The organism is Bacillus cereus group sp. BfR-BA-01441 (assembly GCF_022663075.1).
GTDB classification, from domain to species: domain Bacteria; phylum Bacillota; class Bacilli; order Bacillales; family Bacillaceae_G; genus Bacillus_A; species Bacillus_A cereus.
Window position 1 is genome coordinate 1 of record NZ_JAKUEU010000030.1, and the last position, 17,081, is coordinate 17,081.

Genomic DNA, 17,081 nt, shown 5'->3' on the forward strand with positions numbered 1-17,081 from the left:
CAGCGTTCATCCTGAGCCAGGATCAAACTCTCCAATAAAGTTAGTTTGTCTAGCATCTAAAATAAAAATTGACGTTTCACGTTGTTTGTTTCGTTCAGTTTTCAAAGAACTACTTGGTCGCTCATTTGCGACTTCCTTATGTTAACATCTTCGTTAGTTAATGTCAACTAAGTTTTTTAATTTCTTTTTGTCGCTTTCTGCGTTTCCGCATCAGCGACGGTTATTAATTTAACATATACAAACTATTAACGTCAACACTTTTTAATAAAAAATTCTTTTTCTTACATAACGAATACATTCTTCTGTGTTAGCTACTCTCCGGAATAAACAGAAAATGATTTTATATCTTTCTTCCATAGCTTTTTTTACAACTTCATGAATACGCTCATCTTCAAAATCAAATAAAAGTTCCTCTAATTCTCTCTTCAATATGTATTCCATTTCTTTTCTCTCTTCTTTTGTCAACATCAGCCCAAGCAAACAATCACCTCAATAATTCCTTACGCAACAATAAACGTTCCGCTCATTTTCAATTATCACAATCCTATCATCCATTATATCCACTACTTACGATATTAATCCTTTGTTCTCTTTTTTATATTTCCAGCATATATGTAACTGAAAAGGATTGGACAAAGGGGCGTAATATTATGTTTTTCTTTTTTATTACGAGTAAGAGAAATTTTAAACACATTAGCTTAATAGTAATACTGTCCTTATTTACAGCATGGCTACTCTTTTTAAAAACATATTCACATGAATCTGCTTTTTCAACTGCTACAGGCCCTAAAGTAATTTACAAGGGAGACACCGCTAAAAAGCAAGTTGCATTTACGTTTGATATTAGTTGGGGAGACAAAAAAGCAATTCCAATCCTAGATACTCTTAAAGAAAGAGAAATTAAGAATGCAACCTTCTTCCTTTCTGCTGCATGGGCCGAAAGACACCCTGATATTGTAGAGCGCATCATGAAAGATGGACACGAAATCGGTAGTATGGGATACAATTACACATCCTATACTTCTCTAGAGACAAATGAAATAAGACGAGACCTTTTACGAGCACAAGATGTTTTTACGAAACTTGGTGTAAAACAAGTCAAGCTGTTACGTCCACCTAGTGGCGAATTTAACAAAGCAACCCTTAAAATCGCAGAATCACTTGGATACACCGTCGTGCATTGGAGTAATAATTCAAACGATTGGAAAAACCCAGGTGTAAATAACATCGTTTCTACTGTTTCTAATAATTTGAAAGGTGGAGATATCGTCTTATTACACGCATCCGATTCTGCCCTTCAAACAAATAGAGCTTTACCGCTGCTCCTGCAAAAAATAAAAAGTGATGGATATGAGCAAATATCCGTTTCACAACTTATTTCCAACACAAGTACGAAAAGTGAAGATGTGAAGTAGCTTCTTCCCTACTACTCTTCACGCATAAAAAGCTCTACTACCTTTCAAGAAGGTGGTAGAGCTTTTTTAATCATACCATTTACAACATTATAACTGATGTTGTATAAAACCTCTCTATTAAGCTGATTTACTTGTTTTTCCGATTAAACGATGTAATACAAGTAATTGATATGCATTACATAACAATAGCGGTATAACCATTAAATATAACCAATCTGTATCATTAATCCGAAGCGCCGGTACCCATTCAAGGATCGTTACAACAACCATAAAGAACAGAGCTGGCACAAATGCTTTTTTATTTGTTTCTTTACTTTTTACATAAGCAACAATTGCTCCAAACACAAATAACATTCCAGCAACAAGTATATTATTCCCTAACGAGACTTCCCCATTTGCAATAAGTACAGATCTTAAATACACAAAATCAAATAATACGAATGCAATAAAGAAGAGCTGGACTGCATTCCATAAAGAAGATGAGCGAAACATCCCTAGTCCAAAACGGTGGATTGTTAAATATGCAAAGAATCCCATTTGACTTATAACACTAAAAATAAATCCTACACCCATCAGCCAGAAAGATACTGCTAAAATCTCCTTACCGTCGAAATTTTGAAAAAATTTATTGTACTTGTCCCACTCCAAAACAAAACCAATAATAACTGTGCTAATCCCACCAAGAAACAACGTCGTTAAAAATAGTCGTACCCACTTGCGGCTATTCACAACACATCCCCCATTATCCTTATATTTCTAATTAAATTGTATCAATGACAATTTCAAAAAGCTAGCCAGGTTCATGTATAAATTCCTTAAAGATATTTATATTAAAAAGAGAGAACTGTGCTGAAAGGAGTTCCAACTTATGAAACGGATGCTATTCATTTTCGTTTCTTCTTTTCTACTTATCGCACTTGCAGCATGCGCACAAGGAAAAGAAACGAAATCCGAACTAGATTACGATCAAACAAAGAAAATGATTGTTGATATTTTAAAAACAGATCAAGGTAAGAAAGCTATTCAAGATGTATTAACTGATGAAAAAATGAAACAAGCACTCATACTAGATGAAACAGTAGTAAAGAAAACGATTGAAGATGCCATGGTATCCGATAAAGGGCAACAATTCTGGGAAAAGCTCTTTAAAGATCCTGAGTTCTCATCAAAATTTGCTAAAAGTATGGGGAAAGAACAAACTCAATTAATGAAAACCTTATTAAAAGACCCTGAATACCAAGCAGGCGTTATAGAAATTATGAAAAATCCTGAAGTAGAAAAAATGATGTTACAAACAATGAAGAGTAAAGAATACCGTCAATATCTACAACAAGTACTAACAGAAACTGCTGAAAGTCCACTCTTCCAAGCCAAGATGATTGATATCATTAGTAAAGGTGTGCAAAAAGCTGAAAAAGGCGGATCTGGTAAGAAAGAAGCAGGCGGTGACGGTGGTTCTCAAGGCGAGAAGAAGGAAGAACAGTAAAAAATAATAACTATAATAACGAGTGGACAATTTATATATTGTCCACTCGTTATTACTTTATCTTGCTATTAACAGACAAAATGGACCCCTCTAATTAAACGAAAGGTTTACTAGCAACAAAAGCCTTATTGTTGTCAGTAACAGGTGAACCCCACTGATTAAAGTTTCACTTTATTTTTGTGTAACAGCTGTTTTATCAATTACTGTTTCAGCTATTTTACTATAAATAATGCCCGTTGTATGTGTATCTTCATATACTGAAGGAGCAAAGTCTTCTTTATTCCAATCGGGTTGTTGCAGTGGAATACGACCAAGAACATTCGTTTGTAATTCGGTAGCTAACTTATCTCCCCCGCCTTTTCCAAATACATATTCTTTCTCACCAGTTACCTTACTTTCAAAATATGCCATATTCTCAACAACACCAAGAATACTATGTTCAGTGCGCAATGCCATCGCTCCAGCACGCGCTGCTACAAACGCAGCTGTTGGATGAGGCGTCGTTACAATAATCTCTTTGCAAGATGGCAACATTGAGTGCACATCTAACGCAACATCACCTGTGCCTGGTGGCAAATCTAGTACTAAATAATCTAAATCGCCCCATTCTACTTCTGTGAAGAAGTGGTTTAACATTTTCCCAAGCATAGGTCCTCTCCAAATAACTGGTGCATTATCCTCTACAAAGAAGCCCATTGAGATTACCTTTACACCTAAACGTTCCACCGGAATTATCTTGTCACCTCTTACGATAGGACGTTTTTCTATCCCCATCATGTCTGGCACACTAAAACCGTAAATGTCCGCATCAATAATACCAACTTTTTTTCCTAAACGAGCTAAAGCAACTGCAAGGTTAACGGAAACAGTTGATTTTCCCACGCCACCTTTTCCACTCGCTACTGCTAAGAATGTTGTTTTTGAATTAGGTGACAATAAAGATTCACTTTGCTCTTCTTCTTGTTCCGGTGCAAACTGAGCTAATTCCTCTTCTGTAAATTCTGCAAAACGAAGTCCAACTGTTGCTGCCCCAAGTTCTTTTACTAACTTTACAATTCCAGACTGCAACTGCATTTGTTCCGCTGTACCGGTTTTTACGATTGCAATTTTAACACTCACATGTTCCTTCTCTGGCTTGACTGTTACCTCTTTAATTGCACTTGTTTCTTTTAATGTTTTATGTAAAAACGGATCTACAATCCCTTCTAACGCTTCAACCACTTGCTCTTTCGTTACCATAATTAGCCCAGCCCCCTGTATGAAAAATAACGTAATGTTAATTGAATTTATCTCTGCGTATTCTTGAAATAAATGCGTTTACATTTCCAGTATAACATATTTTCCGAAAACTTCGTTAACGAGAGAAGCTCAAAAAAATCCTCCTTATTCTGGAGGATTTCCTTTTTCCGTGAAATAACGTAATATACCACGGTATATTGCAGCTGCTACCTTTTGCTGATATTTCTCCGAATTTAACATATACCTTTCGTTCACATTCGATAAAAAGCCGGCTTCAATTAAAGCACCTGGTGTTTTAGAATACTTTAATAAATACACATGCGAAATTGTCTTAGCAGAACGATTCGTGTTCTCTAAACTTGTTCTCAATTCAGCCTGTATAAATTTTGCAGCACGTTCATTTTCAATCGAAGAGCGGTAATAGAACGTTTGTGCGCCTTTCGATCCACTACTAGTTAAAGCATTTAAATGAATACTTGCAAAAAAGTCTACATCAGGTTTATTGATGATTTCTACACGTTTTTTTAAATCCTCTGCTTTACGTCTACTATATGACTTTGTATCTTTGTTAGCTAAATCATAATCTCCCTCACGCGTTAAAATAACTAGTGCACCTTGTTCTTGTAAATAGTCTTGTACCTTTTTTGTAATTTCAAGCGTAATATCCTTTTCTATAATATCCTTTCCACCAACAGCCCCTCCATCTGGTCCACCATGCCCAGCATCTAATACAATTACTTTCCCTGATAAGGGTAAATTCCAAGCTCGCCACGATTTTGTAATTTGAAATTCTTGCTTGACTAAAAAAAACAATACAACCGCAGCGAGTGCAAAAGAGATAATTCGAATTCTCTTCATACCTTTCCTCCTCCAGCTAGTCCCTCTAATTACTTATATGGGACAAGAGGAAAGTTTATGCTTGTCTTAATGAAGCTTTAATCGATATCTTCTTTCACCTTTTTCATACCCTTCTTGCCACCACAATCCTATAAACTGCTGACAAGATTCAAAAAGTAATTCCTCATCTTTCAACTTTATTTCTCGCATAGTCATACTCGTTAAAAATTGAAATAGCGTTTCAGTTAATTGTTGTTCTTCTTCTAAAGCTCTATATTTCACATCAAAAAACGATTCACCATAATAACCAAATTTACTGTATCTCGCTCCTAATAAATAAGATTCTATCCCTAATTCAATACAGTAATCTTCATACTGACGATGAAGCTCTTGCATTTGAAAGGCATCACGAATATTTGAACGCAATGTTTTTAATGATAATTCCCGCAACATCTTCCGCTCGTATTTTAACTGCTTTTCTTTTTGTTTTTCTTGTAAGCTGACAATGACATTCATAGTACTTATAAACCTCCCTAATACGTATTAGTCTAAACTTCTAAAGAAGAAGCATACGCGCGGCGGTAGCACTAAAATATTCCAAGCTATAAAAATTGCAAAAGAGGAATGAAACATAAAAAACCCCAACCAAAATGGTTGGGGTTTGTAGTTCGCAAAAATTAACGTTTTGAGAACTGAGGTGCACGACGTGCGCCTTTAAGACCGTATTTTTTACGCTCTTTCATACGTGCGTCACGAGTTAATAGACCTGCACGTTTTAGTGTTAGACGGTATTCTGGATCAGCTTTTAATAAAGCGCGAGAAATACCGTGACGAATAGCACCAGCTTGACCAGTGTATCCACCACCATTTACGTTTACAAGTACATCGTAGTTACCTAAAGTTTCTGTTGCAACTAGAGGTTGTTTCACTACTTCACGTAATGCAGCAAATGGGATATAGTTTTCAAAATCACGACCGTTAATGATAACGCGTCCTTCGCCTGGAACTAGGCGTACGCGCGCTACTGAACTCTTACGACGTCCAGTGCCATAGTATTGAACCTGTGCCAAAGTAAGCCCTCCTTTAATTAATTATCCGCGAAGTTCGTAAACTTCTGGTTTTTGTGCTTGGTGTGGATGCTCTGCTCCAGCATACACGTTAAGTTTCTTAGAAACTTGACGGCCTAAGCGTCCTTTTGGAAGCATGCCTTTAATTGCAAGCTCTAACATTTGTACAGGGTAGTTTGTACGCATTTCAAGAGCTGTTCTTTGCTTAAGTCCACCTGGGTGGTTAGTGTGACGGTAGTAAATTTTATCGTTTAATTTATTACCTGTTAAATGAATTTTCTCAGCGTTAATAATAATTACATGATCACCCGTGTCAACGTGTGGTGTAAATGTAGGTTTGTTTTTACCACGTAAAATGGATGCTACTTCACTAGCAAGGCGACCTAAAGTTTGACCTTCAGCATCAACCACATACCATTTACGCTCAACTTCGTTAGCTTTTGCCATAAAAGTCGTACGCATGTGTTTCCCTCCTCGTTATCTTTTCCATAGAAAAAATCTATTGTTTATCTTAAACACGATTTCCTTCCGGGGCTAATCGTGGTTTTAGAAACAATACCATATGTTATGATATACTTTTGAGTTTCTAATGTCAAGCAAATGTTACACCAGGATTAGTTGTTATAGTTTACCTCCCACAAGTAAAGCCCATGACCTGGAGCCATCTTTCCAGCAAACTGACGATTTTGTTTCGCTAAAATCTCTGGAATGCTATCAGGATCAAGCTTTCCTTGCCCTACGCTAAGTAACGTACCAACAATAATTCTGACCATATTATATAAAAATCCATTACCTACAAAACGAAAAATTATTTCATCATCTTGTTCAATTAACTCGATTTCATAAATTGTTCGCACTTTATCTTTTTTGTCAGTTTTTGCCGAACAAAAAGAAGTAAAATCATGCGTTCCAATAAAATAAGGAATTGCTTTTCTTATAGAGTTGATTTCGAGCGGGTATGGATATTGATATACGTAATTTCTACGGAATACATCCGCAGTCTTTGATAATAATACACGATAACGATATTCTTTTTTCTCAACACCGTAACGTGCATGAAATTCTTCTGTTTTTTTCTCTACTTGCCTAATAACAATATCATCTGGCAACATTGTGTTTAAAGCATTACTCCATTGCCATTCTTCAAGAGACAAAGGAGTATCAAAGTGTATTACTTGTCCTTTTGCATGAACTGTAGAATCTGTTCTACCAGATGCCTGAACACGAACAAGTTCTCCCTTATGCAATTTCTGCAATGCTTTTTCTATCTCCTGTTGAACAGTACGATGGTTCGGCTGAATTTGATAACCACAAAAATGCATGCCATCATATGCAACCGTACATTTTATTCTATCCATTTCTCTATTCTCCATTACGATCGCACCCATGCCAAAATACAAGCTAAACAAAATAAGCTGACAATCGTTACTGTATCGCTTGTTTTCCAGCGTAGTTGCCTAAATTTAGTACGTCCTTCACCACTCTGATATCCACGAGCTTCCATCGCAATGGCTAAGTCCTCTGCACGCTTAAAAGCACTGATAAACAGAGGAACGAGCAGTGAAATAATAGCTTTCATTCTATCTTTTATCGGTCCCCCGGCAAAATCAATACCACGTGACGCTTGTGCTTTCATTATTTTACTCGTTTCATCCATTAATGTCGGGATAAAACGAAGAGAAATTGACATCATTAATGCGATTTCATGAACAGGAACCTTTATACGCTTCAACGGCTTTAATAACGTCTCCAAACCATCTGTAATTTCAATAGGTGTCGTCGTTAACGTTAATAATGTCGTCATTAAAATAATAACGAAGAATCGTACAGAAATGTATATCCCTTGCTCTAATCCTTTTTCATATATCGAAAACCAACCAAGCTGGAATAGTACATCCCCCTCTTTATTTGTAAAAATATGCAGGAAAAATGTAAAAAGAAAAATCCATAAAATTGGTTTTAAGCCCGAAAGTACATAACGAATCGGCACTTTTGCAAAAAATAAAGCAATGAGTGCATATAAAAATAAAAATCCATATGAAATCGCATTATTTGCTAAGAAAACAACAAATACATATAAAAAGACAATCAGCAGCTTCGTACGTGGATCAAGTTGATGAATAAGTGAATTCCCCGGGATATATCTCCCAATAATCAACTGCTGCATGATTCATGACCACCTTTTCGTAACACCTGCACAACTTCATGAGTAAGATCCTCTAAAGATAAGGTAGCCTTTGGAATTGAAATACCAAACTTCTCTTCAATTGCACGTTTATACTTTAATGACATAGGAAGATCCACACCAATTTTCTCTAGTTCATCAGCATGTGAAAATACTTCCTCTGCACTTCCTTGCAAAAAGACCGTTCCTTTATGCATAACTACAATCTGCTCCGCATACTGAGCAGCATCCTCCATATTATGCGTTACAAGGATGACTGTAAGACCCTTCTCCTTGTGCAGCTTATAAAACATCTCCATAAGTTCGTTCTGCCCTTTTGGATCTAGTCCTGCTGTAGGTTCATCTAATACAAGCACTTCAGGTTCCATTGCCAGTACACCCGCTATAGCAACACGTCTCATTTGTCCACCACTTAATTCGAACGGAGAACGTGTTAACAGTTCTGGTTCTAGCCCTACAAGTTCAATTGCCTTTCTAGCCTTTTGCCTTGCTTCGTCTACAGATACTCCAAAATTAGTAGGGCCGAAACAAATATCTTTCTCCACAGTCTCTTCAAACAACTGATGTTCTGGAAATTGAAAGACAACCCCTACTTTTTTACGTAGTGGCTTTAGCTTTTTTTCTTTCTTTCCTGCCGAAATCAAATGTTCACCAATTTGAACTGTACCATTTGTCGGCTGCAATAAACCATTTAAATGTTGAATCATCGTCGACTTTCCTGAACCAGTATGACCGATAATGGCATAATAGCCCCCACTTGGAAACGACACGTCTACATCATAAAGTGCGCGTCTTTCAAATGGAGTTTTATATTGATAACGATGTTCTACTTTTTGGAATGTAATCTCCAAAGTTCGTTCACCAAGCTTTCCATTGTAAGATGCGTATTTTGCAAGAGAATTTCATTTCTTTTTAATAATTCTGCTATTTTCACCGAAAACGGTACATCTAAGCCAATTTCTTGGAGCATATGAGAGGATTTGAAAATTTTTTCTGGAGTCCCTTCCTCTAATATTTCTCCCTTATTTAAAATAATGACACGATCTGACTGTGCCGCTTCTTCTAAATCGTGCGTAATTGATAACACGGTAATACCTTTTTGAGTAACAAGTTGTCTAACCGTTTCTACTACTTCACGTCTCCCTTGAGGGTCTAACATTGACGTTGCTTCATCTAATATTAAAATAGATGGTTGAAGTGCTAAAACGCCTGCTATTGCCACTCGCTGCTTTTGCCCACCAGATAAGGAATGAGGCTCATCATTAAGAAAATCTTCCATACGGACAAGTTGCAAGGCCTGTTCTAATCTTTCAATCATTTGTTCTCTTGGCATTCCGATATTCTCCAAGCCAAATACAACATCATCTTGCACTGTCGTTCCAACAAATTGATTATCTGGATTTTGAAATACCATTCCAATTTGTTTTCGAACATCCCATACCGTTTCCTCTGATAAAACCATTGTATCATTTACTGTAATAGTCCCTGCTTCTGGCAAAAACAAACCATTCAATAATTTTGCAAGTGTAGACTTTCCTGAACCGTTTTGTCCAATAATAGATACCCATTCTCCCTCATATAAGGAAAATGAAACATCTTTTAATGCATAAGTGGCTGCCCCAGGATATTGAAATGATATATTTTCTATCCGAAGTTTCTCTTTTTTCAATAGAAGGCACCCTTTCCTTCGCCAAGTTAGCCTATTTTTATATTTAAAAAAAAGGGCCATGACCAGTTTCTTGAAAAGAACTGTCCTGCCCTTTTAATTATCATTATACTAACTCGATAATTACCATTGGTGCTGCGTCTCCGCGACGTGGACCAATTTTTGCAATACGAGTGTATCCGCCTTGGCGCTCAGCATAGCGTGGAGCTACATCAGCGAATAGTTTTTGAAGTGCATCTTGACCAGTCTCAGCGTTAGCTACTTCATTGCGAATGAAAGCTGCTGCTTGACGACGAGCATGAAGATCTCCGCGTTTACCTAAAGTGATCATTTTTTCCACTACAGAACGAAGTTCTTTTGCACGAGTTTCTGTCGTTTGGATGCGCTCGTTGATAATTAAATCAGTAGCTAAATCACGTAACATAGCTTTACGTTGCGCACTTGTACGGCCTAATTTTCTGTATGCCATTCGTAGTTCCCTCCTTTGTTGATGGGTTTAAATCCTCAGTCGTCTTTACGTAAACCTAAACCTAATTCCTCAAGTTTATGTTTAACTTCTTCTAAGGATTTACGTCCTAAGTTACGAACTTTCATCATATCTTCTTCTGTTTTGTTCGCAAGCTCTTGTACAGTATTAATTCCTGCACGTTTTAGGCAATTATAAGAACGAACAGAAAGGTCTAGTTCTTCGATAGTCATCTCAAGAACTTTCTCTTTTTGATCTTCTTCCTTCTCGACCATAATCTCAGCATTTTGTGCTTCATCAGTTAAACCAACAAAGATATTTAAATGCTCAGTTAAGATTTTGGCACCTAAAGAGATAGCTTCTTTTGGCCCGATGCTTCCATCCGTCCATACATCAAGCGTAAGCTTATCATAATTAGCCACTTGTCCGACACGTGTCTTTTCCACTTGGTAAGTCACACGTGATACTGGAGTATAAATAGAATCAATAGGAATTACTCCTATTGGTTGATCTTCGCTTTTATTTGCATCAGCTGGCGTATACCCACGGCCACGCTTTGCAGTTAAACGCACGCGGAAATGCGCATCTTTTGCTAACGTTGCAATGTGTAAATCTGGATTTAAGATTTCTACATCACTATCGTGAGTAATATCAGCAGCTGTGACAATACCTTCGCCCTGTACATCAATTTCCAACGTCTTCTCTTCTTCAGAGTAGATTTTAAGAGCTAACTTTTTCAAGTTTAAGATGATCGTCGTAACGTCTTCTACTACGCCCTCAACTGTTGAAAATTCATGTAATACGCCATCGATTTGGATAGCAGTAACAGCGGCACCAGGGAGTGAGGATAAAAGAATACGACGTAAGGAGTTACCCAAAGTAGTACCATATCCACGCTCAAGCGGTTCAATTACGAATTTACCATATTTAGCATCTTCGTTAAGTTCAACCGTTTCGATTTTCGGCTTTTCGATTTCAATCATTAACTAAACCCTCCTTCAAAACGTCGAAACCCCGGTTAAACAAAGGTATAACCCCTGTCTAACCGAAAGTCCCCCTTAGGCAGTTCCCGATTGTGCACAACAAGCGATGTTTCTGTACGAAATTTCTCGATAATGCATCATATCCATTATAGACAAAAGGGAAAATTCTATACAGAAAAATTACACACGACGACGTTTTGGTGGACGACATCCATTATGAGGAACTGGAGTAACATCTCTAATTGCTGTTACTTCTAGACCTGCAGCTTGAAGAGCACGAATTGCAGCTTCACGACCAGCACCAGGACCTTTAACAGTAACCTCTAAAGTTTTTAAACCGTGTTCCATTGCAGCTTTAGCAGCAGTTTCAGCAGCCATTTGCGCAGCGAATGGAGTAGATTTACGAGATCCACGGAAACCAAGTGCACCAGCACTAGACCAAGAAAGTGCGTTACCGTGAGTATCTGTAAGTGTTACGATTGTGTTGTTGAAAGTAGAACGAATATGAGCTATACCAGCTTCAATATTCTTTTTCACACGTTTTTTACGAGTGTTTGTTTTACGTGCCATTGTTAGTTCAACCTCCTTTACTTATTATTTCTTTTTATTTGCTACTGTACGACGTGGACCTTTACGTGTACGAGCATTGTTTTTAGAGTTTTGACCACGAACTGGTAAACCACGACGGTGACGAAGACCACGGTAAGAACCGATCTCCATTAGACGTTTGATGTTAAGAGATACTTCACGACGAAGGTCTCCCTCAACTTTAATACGATCGATGATATCACGGATACGTCCTAATTCGTCTTCCGTTAAATCACGAACTCGTGTTTCTTCAGAAATACCTGCTTCAGCAAGAATTTTTTCAGCAGTTGTGCGACCAATGCCGAATACGTAAGTTAAAGAAATAACAACGCGTTTGTCTCGAGGAATATCTACACCTGCGATACGTGCCATTACGAATGCACCTCCTTCTGATTAACCTTGTTTTTGTTTATGTTTAGGGTTTTCACAAATAACCATTACTTTTCCACGTCTACGAATAACTTTACATTTTTCGCAGATTGGTTTAACTGACGGTCTTACTTTCATGTCTCGAACCTCCTTAAAGATTACGGAGTGCTATATTATTTAAAACGGTACGTAATACGACCACGATTTAAATCGTACGGAGATAATTCTACCGTAACTTTGTCTCCTGGTAAAATACGAATGAAGTTCATACGGATTTTACCAGAAACGTGAGCCAATACGACATGCCCATTCTCTAATTCTACTTTGAACATAGCATTTGGCAACGTTTCAAGAACGGTACCTTCGACTTCAATTACATCATCTTTAGCCATTCAATAGTTCTCCCTTCTTCAAATCAGTAACATTTTACACTGCTCTGAAATCCCGGAGAGCCAGCTACTTATAAAGTGGTAAGGATTTCGTATCCTGCTTCTGTAAGAGCAATCGTGTGCTCAAAATGGGCACACCATTTACCATCTACCGTTACCACTGTCCAGTCATCAGATAGTGTTTTTACATATCGTCTTCCTTGATTCACCATCGGCTCAACACAGATGACCATTCCCGGCTTTAATCTAGGGCCTCTATTTGGTGGACCATAGTGCGGGATTTGAGGGTCCTCATGTAAGTCTTGCCCGATTCCGTGACCAACATACTCCCTAACGATCGAGAATCCATTCTCTTCAGCATGGGTTTGAACCGCATGTGAGATATTTGATAATCTCTCGCCTGGTTTTACTTGTTCTAGACCAAGATACAACGATTTTTCTGTGACATCAAGTAGCTTTTGAACAGATTCAGAAATGTTTCCAACTGGATACGTCCATGCAGAATCTCCATGGTACCCATTGTATTTCGCACCAATATCGATACTGATGATATCGCCCTCTTTGAGCTTGCGCTTCCCTGGAATTCCGTGTACAAGCTCTTCATTTACAGAAGCACATATGCTCCCCGGAAATCCGTTGTATCCTTTAAAAGATGGCGTAGCACCATATTTTTGAATCGTCTTTTCCGCTATTTGATCGAGCTCTTTCGTTGTAATTCCTGGAGTAATGTGCTGTTTCAACTCTTGATGAGTCAAAGCAACGATCCTGCCAGCTTCTCGCATGATTTCTATCTCGCGAGGAGTTTTGCAGATTATCATTACGCTAAGCCTCCGATGAGAACATCGATATCAGCAAATACTTTATTGATATCTTGCTCACCATTAATGCTTTGTAAGTAACCAAGCTCTTCGTAGAAATCAAGCAAAGGTTTTGTTTGCTTAATATTTACATCTAAACGATTTGCTACAGTTTCTTCATTGTCATCAGAGCGTTGATATAATTCGCCACCACATTTATCGCACACATCAGCTTTTGCTGGTGGATTGAATTCTAAGTGGTAAGTCGCACCGCACTCTTTACAAATGCGACGGCCTGTAAGGCGTTTTAATAACAACCCTGAATCCACATTAATGTTTAAAACATAGTCGATTTTTTTGCCAAGATCTTTCATAATTTCTTCAAGAGCTGATGCTTGTGCAACAGTTCGTGGGAAACCGTCTAGTAAGAAACCTCTTACGCAGTCGTCTTGACTTAAACGTTCACGAACGATTCCGATTGTAACTTCATCTGGAACAAGTGCACCTTTATCAATAAAAGATTTTGCTTGTAGACCCATTTCAGTTTCAGCCTTCATAGCTGCACGGAACATGTCTCCTGTTGAAATGTGAGGGATGTTATACTTGGCAACAATCTGTTCGGCTTGTGTACCTTTACCAGCACCAGGAAGCCCCATTAAAATTAAGTTCATCCTTGTTCCCCCTCAGAGTACATGAGCATGTAGGGAAGACAATTCTTCCCACTTACTCACTGCTTGATAAACCCTTTGTAATGGCGTTTTACCAGTTGGCTTTCTAGCTGCTTCATTGTTTCTAAAGCAACGCCGACAACGATTAACATACTCGTTCCACCGATCTGTGCAGATGGAGGAAGATTTCCCAATTTCGTAAAGATAACTGGTAAGATTGCAATCGCTGCTAGGAAAATTGATCCTACAAAGGTCAAACGATACAAGATTTTTGTTAGATATTGTTCCGTATTCTTACCCGGACGAATACCTGGAACATATCCACCTTGCTTGTTTAGATTCTCTGACATTTGCTCTGGATTAACCTGAACAAATGCATAGAAATATGTGAAGGCTACAATGAGCGCAACATATATGATCATTCCCACTGGGTGAGAATAGTTAAAGTTTGCAATAATCCACTGCGATACATCATGTTTCGGGAAGAACTGTGCAATAGTCGGAGGCGTAATTAAGAATGAAACAGCAAAAATTACTGGAATAACACCAGCACTATTTACCTTAAGCGGTAAATGTGTGTTTTGTGCTCCAGCATAACCACCATTTCCTCCTGTTACACGCTTCGCATATTGAATTGGGATCTTTCTAACAGCCTGTTGAATGAAAATAACACCCACAATAACTGCTAGCACAGCTAGTAAAATCAATGCAACTTTAACGATACTCATGAACAATTGATCTCCGATATTTTGAAACTGTTGCTGATACACTTGAGATATAACACTTGGGATCGCTGCGGCAATACCGCCAAAGATAAGGATGGAAATACCATTACCTACACCTTTAGCTGTAATCTGTTCACCTAACCACATTAAAAATGCAGTACCAGCAGTCAGTACCGTAGCAATGTATAAATAAGTGCTCCAACCTGGATTCAAAATTAATTGTCCACCTACCATACCGTTAAAACCGATTGACATACCAAACCCCTGAATAAACGCAAGAACAATTGTAAAGTAACGCGTGAATTGCGTTAATTTACGACGGCCCATTTCACCTTGCTTCGACCATTCCGAAAATTTAGGAACAACATCCATCTGCAATAATTGCACGATGATGGATGCTGTAATATACGGCATGATTCCCATCGCAAAGATGGAGAAGTTTTTCAAGGCTCCACCGCCAAATGTATTTAGAATACCTAAAGCATTTAATTGATCTTGTGCCTTCAGTACGTCTCCATTTGTAAATGGCACGGGGATAAACGTGCCAATCCTGAATACGATTAACATCGCTAAAGTGAATAATATTTTACGTCTTATCTCAGCAACGCGCATAAAGTTGGAGATTGTACGAAACATTAGATCACCTCAACTGATCCGCCAGCTGCTTCAATTGCTTCTTTAGCACTTGAAGAGAACTTGTGCGCTTTAACAGTTAGTTTTTTCTCTACTGCTCCGCTTGCAAGAACTTTAACACCGTCGTTTAACTTGCTGATAACGCCAGTTTCCAGCAATAATTCAGGTGTTACTTCTGTACCATCTTCAAAACGATTTAACGTTGATAAGTTTACAATAGCAAACTCTTTACGGTTAATGTTTGTGAAGCCGCGTTTTGGTAAACGACGGAATAATGGAGTTTGACCACCTTCGAAGCCAAGACGAACACCGCCGCCAGAACGTGCGTTTTGTCCTTTATGACCTTTACCAGCAGTTTTACCGTTACCAGAACCGATACCACGACCGACACGGTTACGTACTTTACGAGAACCTTCTGCAGGTTTTAATTCATGAAGTTTCATTCCCAGGCACCTCCTTATATTAATGAGTTATCCTTAAGCTTCTTTTACAGTTACAAGGTGAGAAACTTTGTTGATCATACCAAGAATAGCAGGAGTTTCTTCCTTAACTACAGTTGAATTCAACTTTTTAAGACCTAAAGCTTCTACCGTCGCACGTTGATCTTGTGGACGACCAATTACACTACGAGTGAGGGTAATTTCTAACTTTTTCGCCATTTGTTTTCCCTCCTTAACCTAGTAGCTCTTCTACAGATTTACCGCGTAATTTTGCAACATCTTCAGCGCGCTTAAGTTCGCTTAATCCGTTCACAGTAGCGCGAATCATGTTGATTGGTGTGTTAGAACCAAGAGATTTCGAAAGAATATCTTGTACACCAGCTAATTCAAGGACCGCACGAACAGGTCCACCAGCAATAACACCAGTACCCTCAGCAGCAGGTTTTAAGAATACTTCACCAGCGCCAAAATGACCGTTGATTGTGTGTGGAATTGTTGTACCAACTAATGGTACAGCGATTAAGTTTTTCTTAGCGTCTTCGATAGCTTTACGGATTGCGTCTGGTACCTCTTGTGCTTTACCAGTACCGAATCCAACATGACCGTTTTTATCGCCAACTACAACTAGTGCAGCAAAGCGGAAACGACGACCACCCTTAACAACTTTCGCGACACGATTTATCGTAACTACACGTTCTTCAAGTTCTAATTTACTTGGGTCAATGCGATGCATCAATTTTCCCTCCTTTGACCATTAAAATTGTAATCCAGCCTCACGAGCAGCTTCAGCTAGAGCTTTAACACGGCCATGGTATAAGTAACCACCGCGATCAAATACTACTTCTTTAACGCCTTTCTCTACAGCACGCTTAGCAACTGATTCTCCAACTTTCGTAGCAGCTTCAATATTGCTAGTACCGTTAAGAGCAAGGTCTTTATCAAGAGTAGATGCACTTACTAACGTTACACCATTCACATCATCAATAACTTGAGCGTAAATATGTTGGTTAGAACGGAACACGTTTAAACGTGGACGCTCTGCAGTACCAGTAAGTTTAGCACGTACACGTGCATGTCTTTTCTTACGAGTCGCATTTTTATCAGCTTTAGTGATCATTCTTGTCACTC

At 38.3% G+C, this 17,081-nt stretch carries 26 protein-coding genes; 2 read left to right on the forward strand and 24 right to left on the reverse strand.

Features of this window, described 5'->3' with window-relative positions; genetic code table 11:
- Positions 1 to 261 precede the first annotated feature (261 nt).
- Positions 262 to 480, reverse strand: coding sequence for a hypothetical protein (locus MR107_RS14475; protein WP_000901147.1), 219 nt, complete (start codon positions 478 to 480; stop codon positions 262 to 264).
- A gap of 170 nt (positions 481 to 650) precedes the next feature.
- On the opposite strand from MR107_RS14475, the gene pdaB reads away from it, so the two are divergent.
- Positions 651 to 1,415 (forward strand): polysaccharide deacetylase family sporulation protein PdaB, encoded by a 765-nt coding sequence (gene pdaB, locus MR107_RS14480; RefSeq protein WP_000464705.1) that lies wholly within the window; start codon positions 651 to 653, stop codon positions 1,413 to 1,415.
- Positions 1,416 to 1,532: 117 nt separating this feature from the next.
- Here pdaB and kbaA read toward each other — a convergent pair whose 3' ends face one another.
- Positions 1,533 to 2,144, reverse strand: coding sequence for a KinB signaling pathway activation protein KbaA (gene kbaA / locus MR107_RS14485; protein WP_001088527.1), 612 nt, complete (start codon positions 2,142 to 2,144; stop codon positions 1,533 to 1,535).
- 139 nt (positions 2,145 to 2,283) lie between these two features.
- On the opposite strand from kbaA, the gene gerD reads away from it, so the two are divergent.
- Positions 2,284 to 2,901: a spore germination lipoprotein GerD gene (gerD, locus tag MR107_RS14490; protein ID WP_000827295.1), complete on the forward strand. Its 618-nt coding sequence runs from the start codon at positions 2,284 to 2,286 to the stop codon at positions 2,899 to 2,901.
- A gap of 171 nt (positions 2,902 to 3,072) precedes the next feature.
- On the opposite strand, the gene MR107_RS14495 is transcribed toward gerD, so the two are convergent.
- From MR107_RS14495 to rplR, 22 genes are all read right to left on the reverse strand, one after another.
- Entirely contained in the window at positions 3,073 to 4,140 is a 1,068-nt protein-coding gene (locus MR107_RS14495; protein ID WP_000256628.1) for an Mrp/NBP35 family ATP-binding protein, read from the reverse strand.
- A gap of 144 nt (positions 4,141 to 4,284) precedes the next feature.
- The gene (cwlD, locus tag MR107_RS14500) at positions 4,285 to 4,998 is read right to left on the reverse strand and encodes an N-acetylmuramoyl-L-alanine amidase CwlD (protein WP_000822439.1); all 714 of its coding nucleotides are present in this window, start codon (positions 4,996 to 4,998) and stop codon (positions 4,285 to 4,287) included.
- Positions 4,999 to 5,064: 66 nt separating this feature from the next.
- Complete coding sequence (locus MR107_RS14505; protein WP_001101005.1) at positions 5,065 to 5,493, reverse strand: DUF2521 family protein; 429 nt, start codon at positions 5,491 to 5,493, stop codon at positions 5,065 to 5,067.
- A 161-nt stretch (positions 5,494 to 5,654) separates the two neighbouring features.
- Positions 5,655 to 6,047 (reverse strand): 30S ribosomal protein S9, encoded by a 393-nt coding sequence (gene rpsI / locus MR107_RS14510; RefSeq protein ID WP_000079986.1) that lies wholly within the window; start codon positions 6,045 to 6,047, stop codon positions 5,655 to 5,657.
- A gap of 21 nt (positions 6,048 to 6,068) precedes the next feature.
- Positions 6,069 to 6,506 (reverse strand): 50S ribosomal protein L13, encoded by a 438-nt coding sequence (rplM, locus tag MR107_RS14515; RefSeq protein WP_001260793.1) that lies wholly within the window; start codon positions 6,504 to 6,506, stop codon positions 6,069 to 6,071.
- Positions 6,507 to 6,658: 152 nt separating this feature from the next.
- Entirely contained in the window at positions 6,659 to 7,402 is a 744-nt protein-coding gene (gene truA, locus MR107_RS14520; RefSeq protein ID WP_002164804.1) for a tRNA pseudouridine(38-40) synthase TruA, read from the reverse strand.
- Between the two features lie 14 nt (positions 7,403 to 7,416).
- The gene (locus MR107_RS14525) at positions 7,417 to 8,211 is read right to left on the reverse strand and encodes an energy-coupling factor transporter transmembrane component T family protein (protein ID WP_001186526.1); all 795 of its coding nucleotides are present in this window, start codon (positions 8,209 to 8,211) and stop codon (positions 7,417 to 7,419) included.
- On the reverse strand, positions 8,199 to 9,080 hold the full coding sequence (locus tag MR107_RS14530; protein WP_000406535.1) for an energy-coupling factor ABC transporter ATP-binding protein: 882 nt from the start codon (positions 9,078 to 9,080) through the stop codon (positions 8,199 to 8,201). Before MR107_RS14530 ends, MR107_RS14525 begins: the two co-directional genes overlap by 13 nt.
- Complete coding sequence (locus MR107_RS14535) at positions 9,056 to 9,898, reverse strand: energy-coupling factor ABC transporter ATP-binding protein (protein WP_000711757.1); 843 nt, start codon at positions 9,896 to 9,898, stop codon at positions 9,056 to 9,058. Before MR107_RS14535 ends, MR107_RS14530 begins: the two co-directional genes overlap by 25 nt.
- 103 nt (positions 9,899 to 10,001) lie before the next feature.
- Positions 10,002 to 10,364 (reverse strand): 50S ribosomal protein L17, encoded by a 363-nt coding sequence (gene rplQ / locus MR107_RS14540; protein WP_000331490.1) that lies wholly within the window; start codon positions 10,362 to 10,364, stop codon positions 10,002 to 10,004.
- Between the two features lie 35 nt (positions 10,365 to 10,399).
- Positions 10,400 to 11,344, reverse strand: coding sequence for a DNA-directed RNA polymerase subunit alpha (locus MR107_RS14545; RefSeq protein WP_000569643.1), 945 nt, complete (start codon positions 11,342 to 11,344; stop codon positions 10,400 to 10,402).
- Between the two features lie 180 nt (positions 11,345 to 11,524).
- The gene (gene rpsK, locus MR107_RS14550) at positions 11,525 to 11,914 is read right to left on the reverse strand and encodes a 30S ribosomal protein S11 (RefSeq protein ID WP_000101798.1); all 390 of its coding nucleotides are present in this window, start codon (positions 11,912 to 11,914) and stop codon (positions 11,525 to 11,527) included.
- A gap of 24 nt (positions 11,915 to 11,938) precedes the next feature.
- On the reverse strand, positions 11,939 to 12,304 hold the full coding sequence (gene rpsM / locus MR107_RS14555; RefSeq protein ID WP_000090788.1) for a 30S ribosomal protein S13: 366 nt from the start codon (positions 12,302 to 12,304) through the stop codon (positions 11,939 to 11,941).
- 21 nt (positions 12,305 to 12,325) lie between these two features.
- Positions 12,326 to 12,439 carry a 50S ribosomal protein L36 gene (gene rpmJ / locus MR107_RS14560; protein ID WP_000868344.1) on the reverse strand — a complete coding sequence of 38 codons (114 nt, stop codon included), beginning with the start codon at positions 12,437 to 12,439 and terminating at the stop codon, positions 12,326 to 12,328.
- 35 nt (positions 12,440 to 12,474) lie between these two features.
- Positions 12,475 to 12,693, reverse strand: coding sequence for a translation initiation factor IF-1 (infA, locus tag MR107_RS14565; RefSeq protein WP_001029884.1), 219 nt, complete (start codon positions 12,691 to 12,693; stop codon positions 12,475 to 12,477).
- Positions 12,694 to 12,761: 68 nt separating this feature from the next.
- Positions 12,762 to 13,508: a type I methionyl aminopeptidase gene (map, locus tag MR107_RS14570; protein ID WP_000582539.1), complete on the reverse strand. Its 747-nt coding sequence runs from the start codon at positions 13,506 to 13,508 to the stop codon at positions 12,762 to 12,764.
- Entirely contained in the window at positions 13,508 to 14,158 is a 651-nt protein-coding gene (locus MR107_RS14575; RefSeq protein WP_001048989.1) for an adenylate kinase, read from the reverse strand. Before MR107_RS14575 ends, map begins: the two co-directional genes overlap by 1 nt.
- A gap of 56 nt (positions 14,159 to 14,214) precedes the next feature.
- Positions 14,215 to 15,516, reverse strand: a complete 1,302-nt coding sequence (gene secY, locus MR107_RS14580) for a preprotein translocase subunit SecY (protein ID WP_000490117.1) — start codon at positions 15,514 to 15,516, stop codon at positions 14,215 to 14,217.
- Entirely contained in the window at positions 15,516 to 15,956 is a 441-nt protein-coding gene (gene rplO, locus MR107_RS14585; RefSeq protein ID WP_000766081.1) for a 50S ribosomal protein L15, read from the reverse strand. The genes secY and rplO overlap by 1 nt, the downstream gene beginning before the upstream one ends.
- A gap of 33 nt (positions 15,957 to 15,989) precedes the next feature.
- Positions 15,990 to 16,172, reverse strand: a complete 183-nt coding sequence (rpmD, locus tag MR107_RS14590; protein ID WP_001085234.1) for a 50S ribosomal protein L30 — start codon at positions 16,170 to 16,172, stop codon at positions 15,990 to 15,992.
- Positions 16,173 to 16,185: 13 nt separating this feature from the next.
- Positions 16,186 to 16,686: a 30S ribosomal protein S5 gene (rpsE, locus tag MR107_RS14595; RefSeq protein ID WP_000554646.1), complete on the reverse strand. Its 501-nt coding sequence runs from the start codon at positions 16,684 to 16,686 to the stop codon at positions 16,186 to 16,188.
- A gap of 21 nt (positions 16,687 to 16,707) precedes the next feature.
- Positions 16,708 to 17,070: a 50S ribosomal protein L18 gene (gene rplR, locus MR107_RS14600; protein ID WP_000628816.1), complete on the reverse strand. Its 363-nt coding sequence runs from the start codon at positions 17,068 to 17,070 to the stop codon at positions 16,708 to 16,710.
- Positions 17,071 to 17,081: the final 11 nt, after the last annotated feature.

Excerpts from the sequence above, each read along its gene's own strand:
- rplQ (WP_000331490.1), bottom strand. The coding sequence starts at position 10,364 with ATGGCATACAGAAAATTAGGCCGTACAAGTGCGCAACGTAAAGCTATG.
- rpsE (WP_000554646.1), bottom strand. The coding sequence starts at position 16,686 with ATGCATCGCATTGACCCAAGTAAATTAGAACTTGAAGAACGTGTAGTT.
- MR107_RS14525 (WP_001186526.1), bottom strand. The coding sequence starts at position 8,211 with ATGCAGCAGTTGATTATTGGGAGATATATCCCGGGGAATTCACTTATT.
- MR107_RS14575 (WP_001048989.1), bottom strand. The coding sequence starts at position 14,158 with ATGAACTTAATTTTAATGGGGCTTCCTGGTGCTGGTAAAGGTACACAA.
- rpsK (WP_000101798.1), bottom strand. The coding sequence starts at position 11,914 with ATGGCACGTAAAACAAACACTCGTAAAAAACGTGTGAAAAAGAATATT.
- gerD (WP_000827295.1), top strand. The coding sequence starts at position 2,284 with ATGAAACGGATGCTATTCATTTTCGTTTCTTCTTTTCTACTTATCGCA.
- MR107_RS14495 (WP_000256628.1), bottom strand. The coding sequence starts at position 4,140 with ATGGTAACGAAAGAGCAAGTGGTTGAAGCGTTAGAAGGGATTGTAGAT.
- secY (WP_000490117.1), bottom strand. The coding sequence starts at position 15,516 with ATGTTTCGTACAATCTCCAACTTTATGCGCGTTGCTGAGATAAGACGT.
- map (WP_000582539.1), bottom strand. The coding sequence starts at position 13,508 with ATGATAATCTGCAAAACTCCTCGCGAGATAGAAATCATGCGAGAAGCT.
- cwlD (WP_000822439.1), bottom strand. The coding sequence starts at position 4,998 with ATGAAGAGAATTCGAATTATCTCTTTTGCACTCGCTGCGGTTGTATTG.
- rplM (WP_001260793.1), bottom strand. The coding sequence starts at position 6,506 with ATGCGTACGACTTTTATGGCAAAAGCTAACGAAGTTGAGCGTAAATGG.
- infA (WP_001029884.1), bottom strand. The coding sequence starts at position 12,693 with ATGGCTAAAGATGATGTAATTGAAGTCGAAGGTACCGTTCTTGAAACG.
- MR107_RS14505 (WP_001101005.1), bottom strand. The coding sequence starts at position 5,493 with ATGAATGTCATTGTCAGCTTACAAGAAAAACAAAAAGAAAAGCAGTTA.
- rpmJ (WP_000868344.1), bottom strand. The coding sequence starts at position 12,439 with ATGAAAGTAAGACCGTCAGTTAAACCAATCTGCGAAAAATGTAAAGTT.
- truA (WP_002164804.1), bottom strand. The coding sequence starts at position 7,402 with ATGGATAGAATAAAATGTACGGTTGCATATGATGGCATGCATTTTTGT.
- rpmD (WP_001085234.1), bottom strand. The coding sequence starts at position 16,172 with ATGGCGAAAAAGTTAGAAATTACCCTCACTCGTAGTGTAATTGGTCGT.
- rplR (WP_000628816.1), bottom strand. The coding sequence starts at position 17,070 with ATGATCACTAAAGCTGATAAAAATGCGACTCGTAAGAAAAGACATGCA.
- MR107_RS14545 (WP_000569643.1), bottom strand. The coding sequence starts at position 11,344 with ATGATTGAAATCGAAAAGCCGAAAATCGAAACGGTTGAACTTAACGAA.
- pdaB (WP_000464705.1), top strand. The coding sequence starts at position 651 with ATGTTTTTCTTTTTTATTACGAGTAAGAGAAATTTTAAACACATTAGC.
- rpsM (WP_000090788.1), bottom strand. The coding sequence starts at position 12,304 with ATGGCACGTATCGCAGGTGTAGATATTCCTCGAGACAAACGCGTTGTT.
- rplO (WP_000766081.1), bottom strand. The coding sequence starts at position 15,956 with ATGAAACTTCATGAATTAAAACCTGCAGAAGGTTCTCGTAAAGTACGT.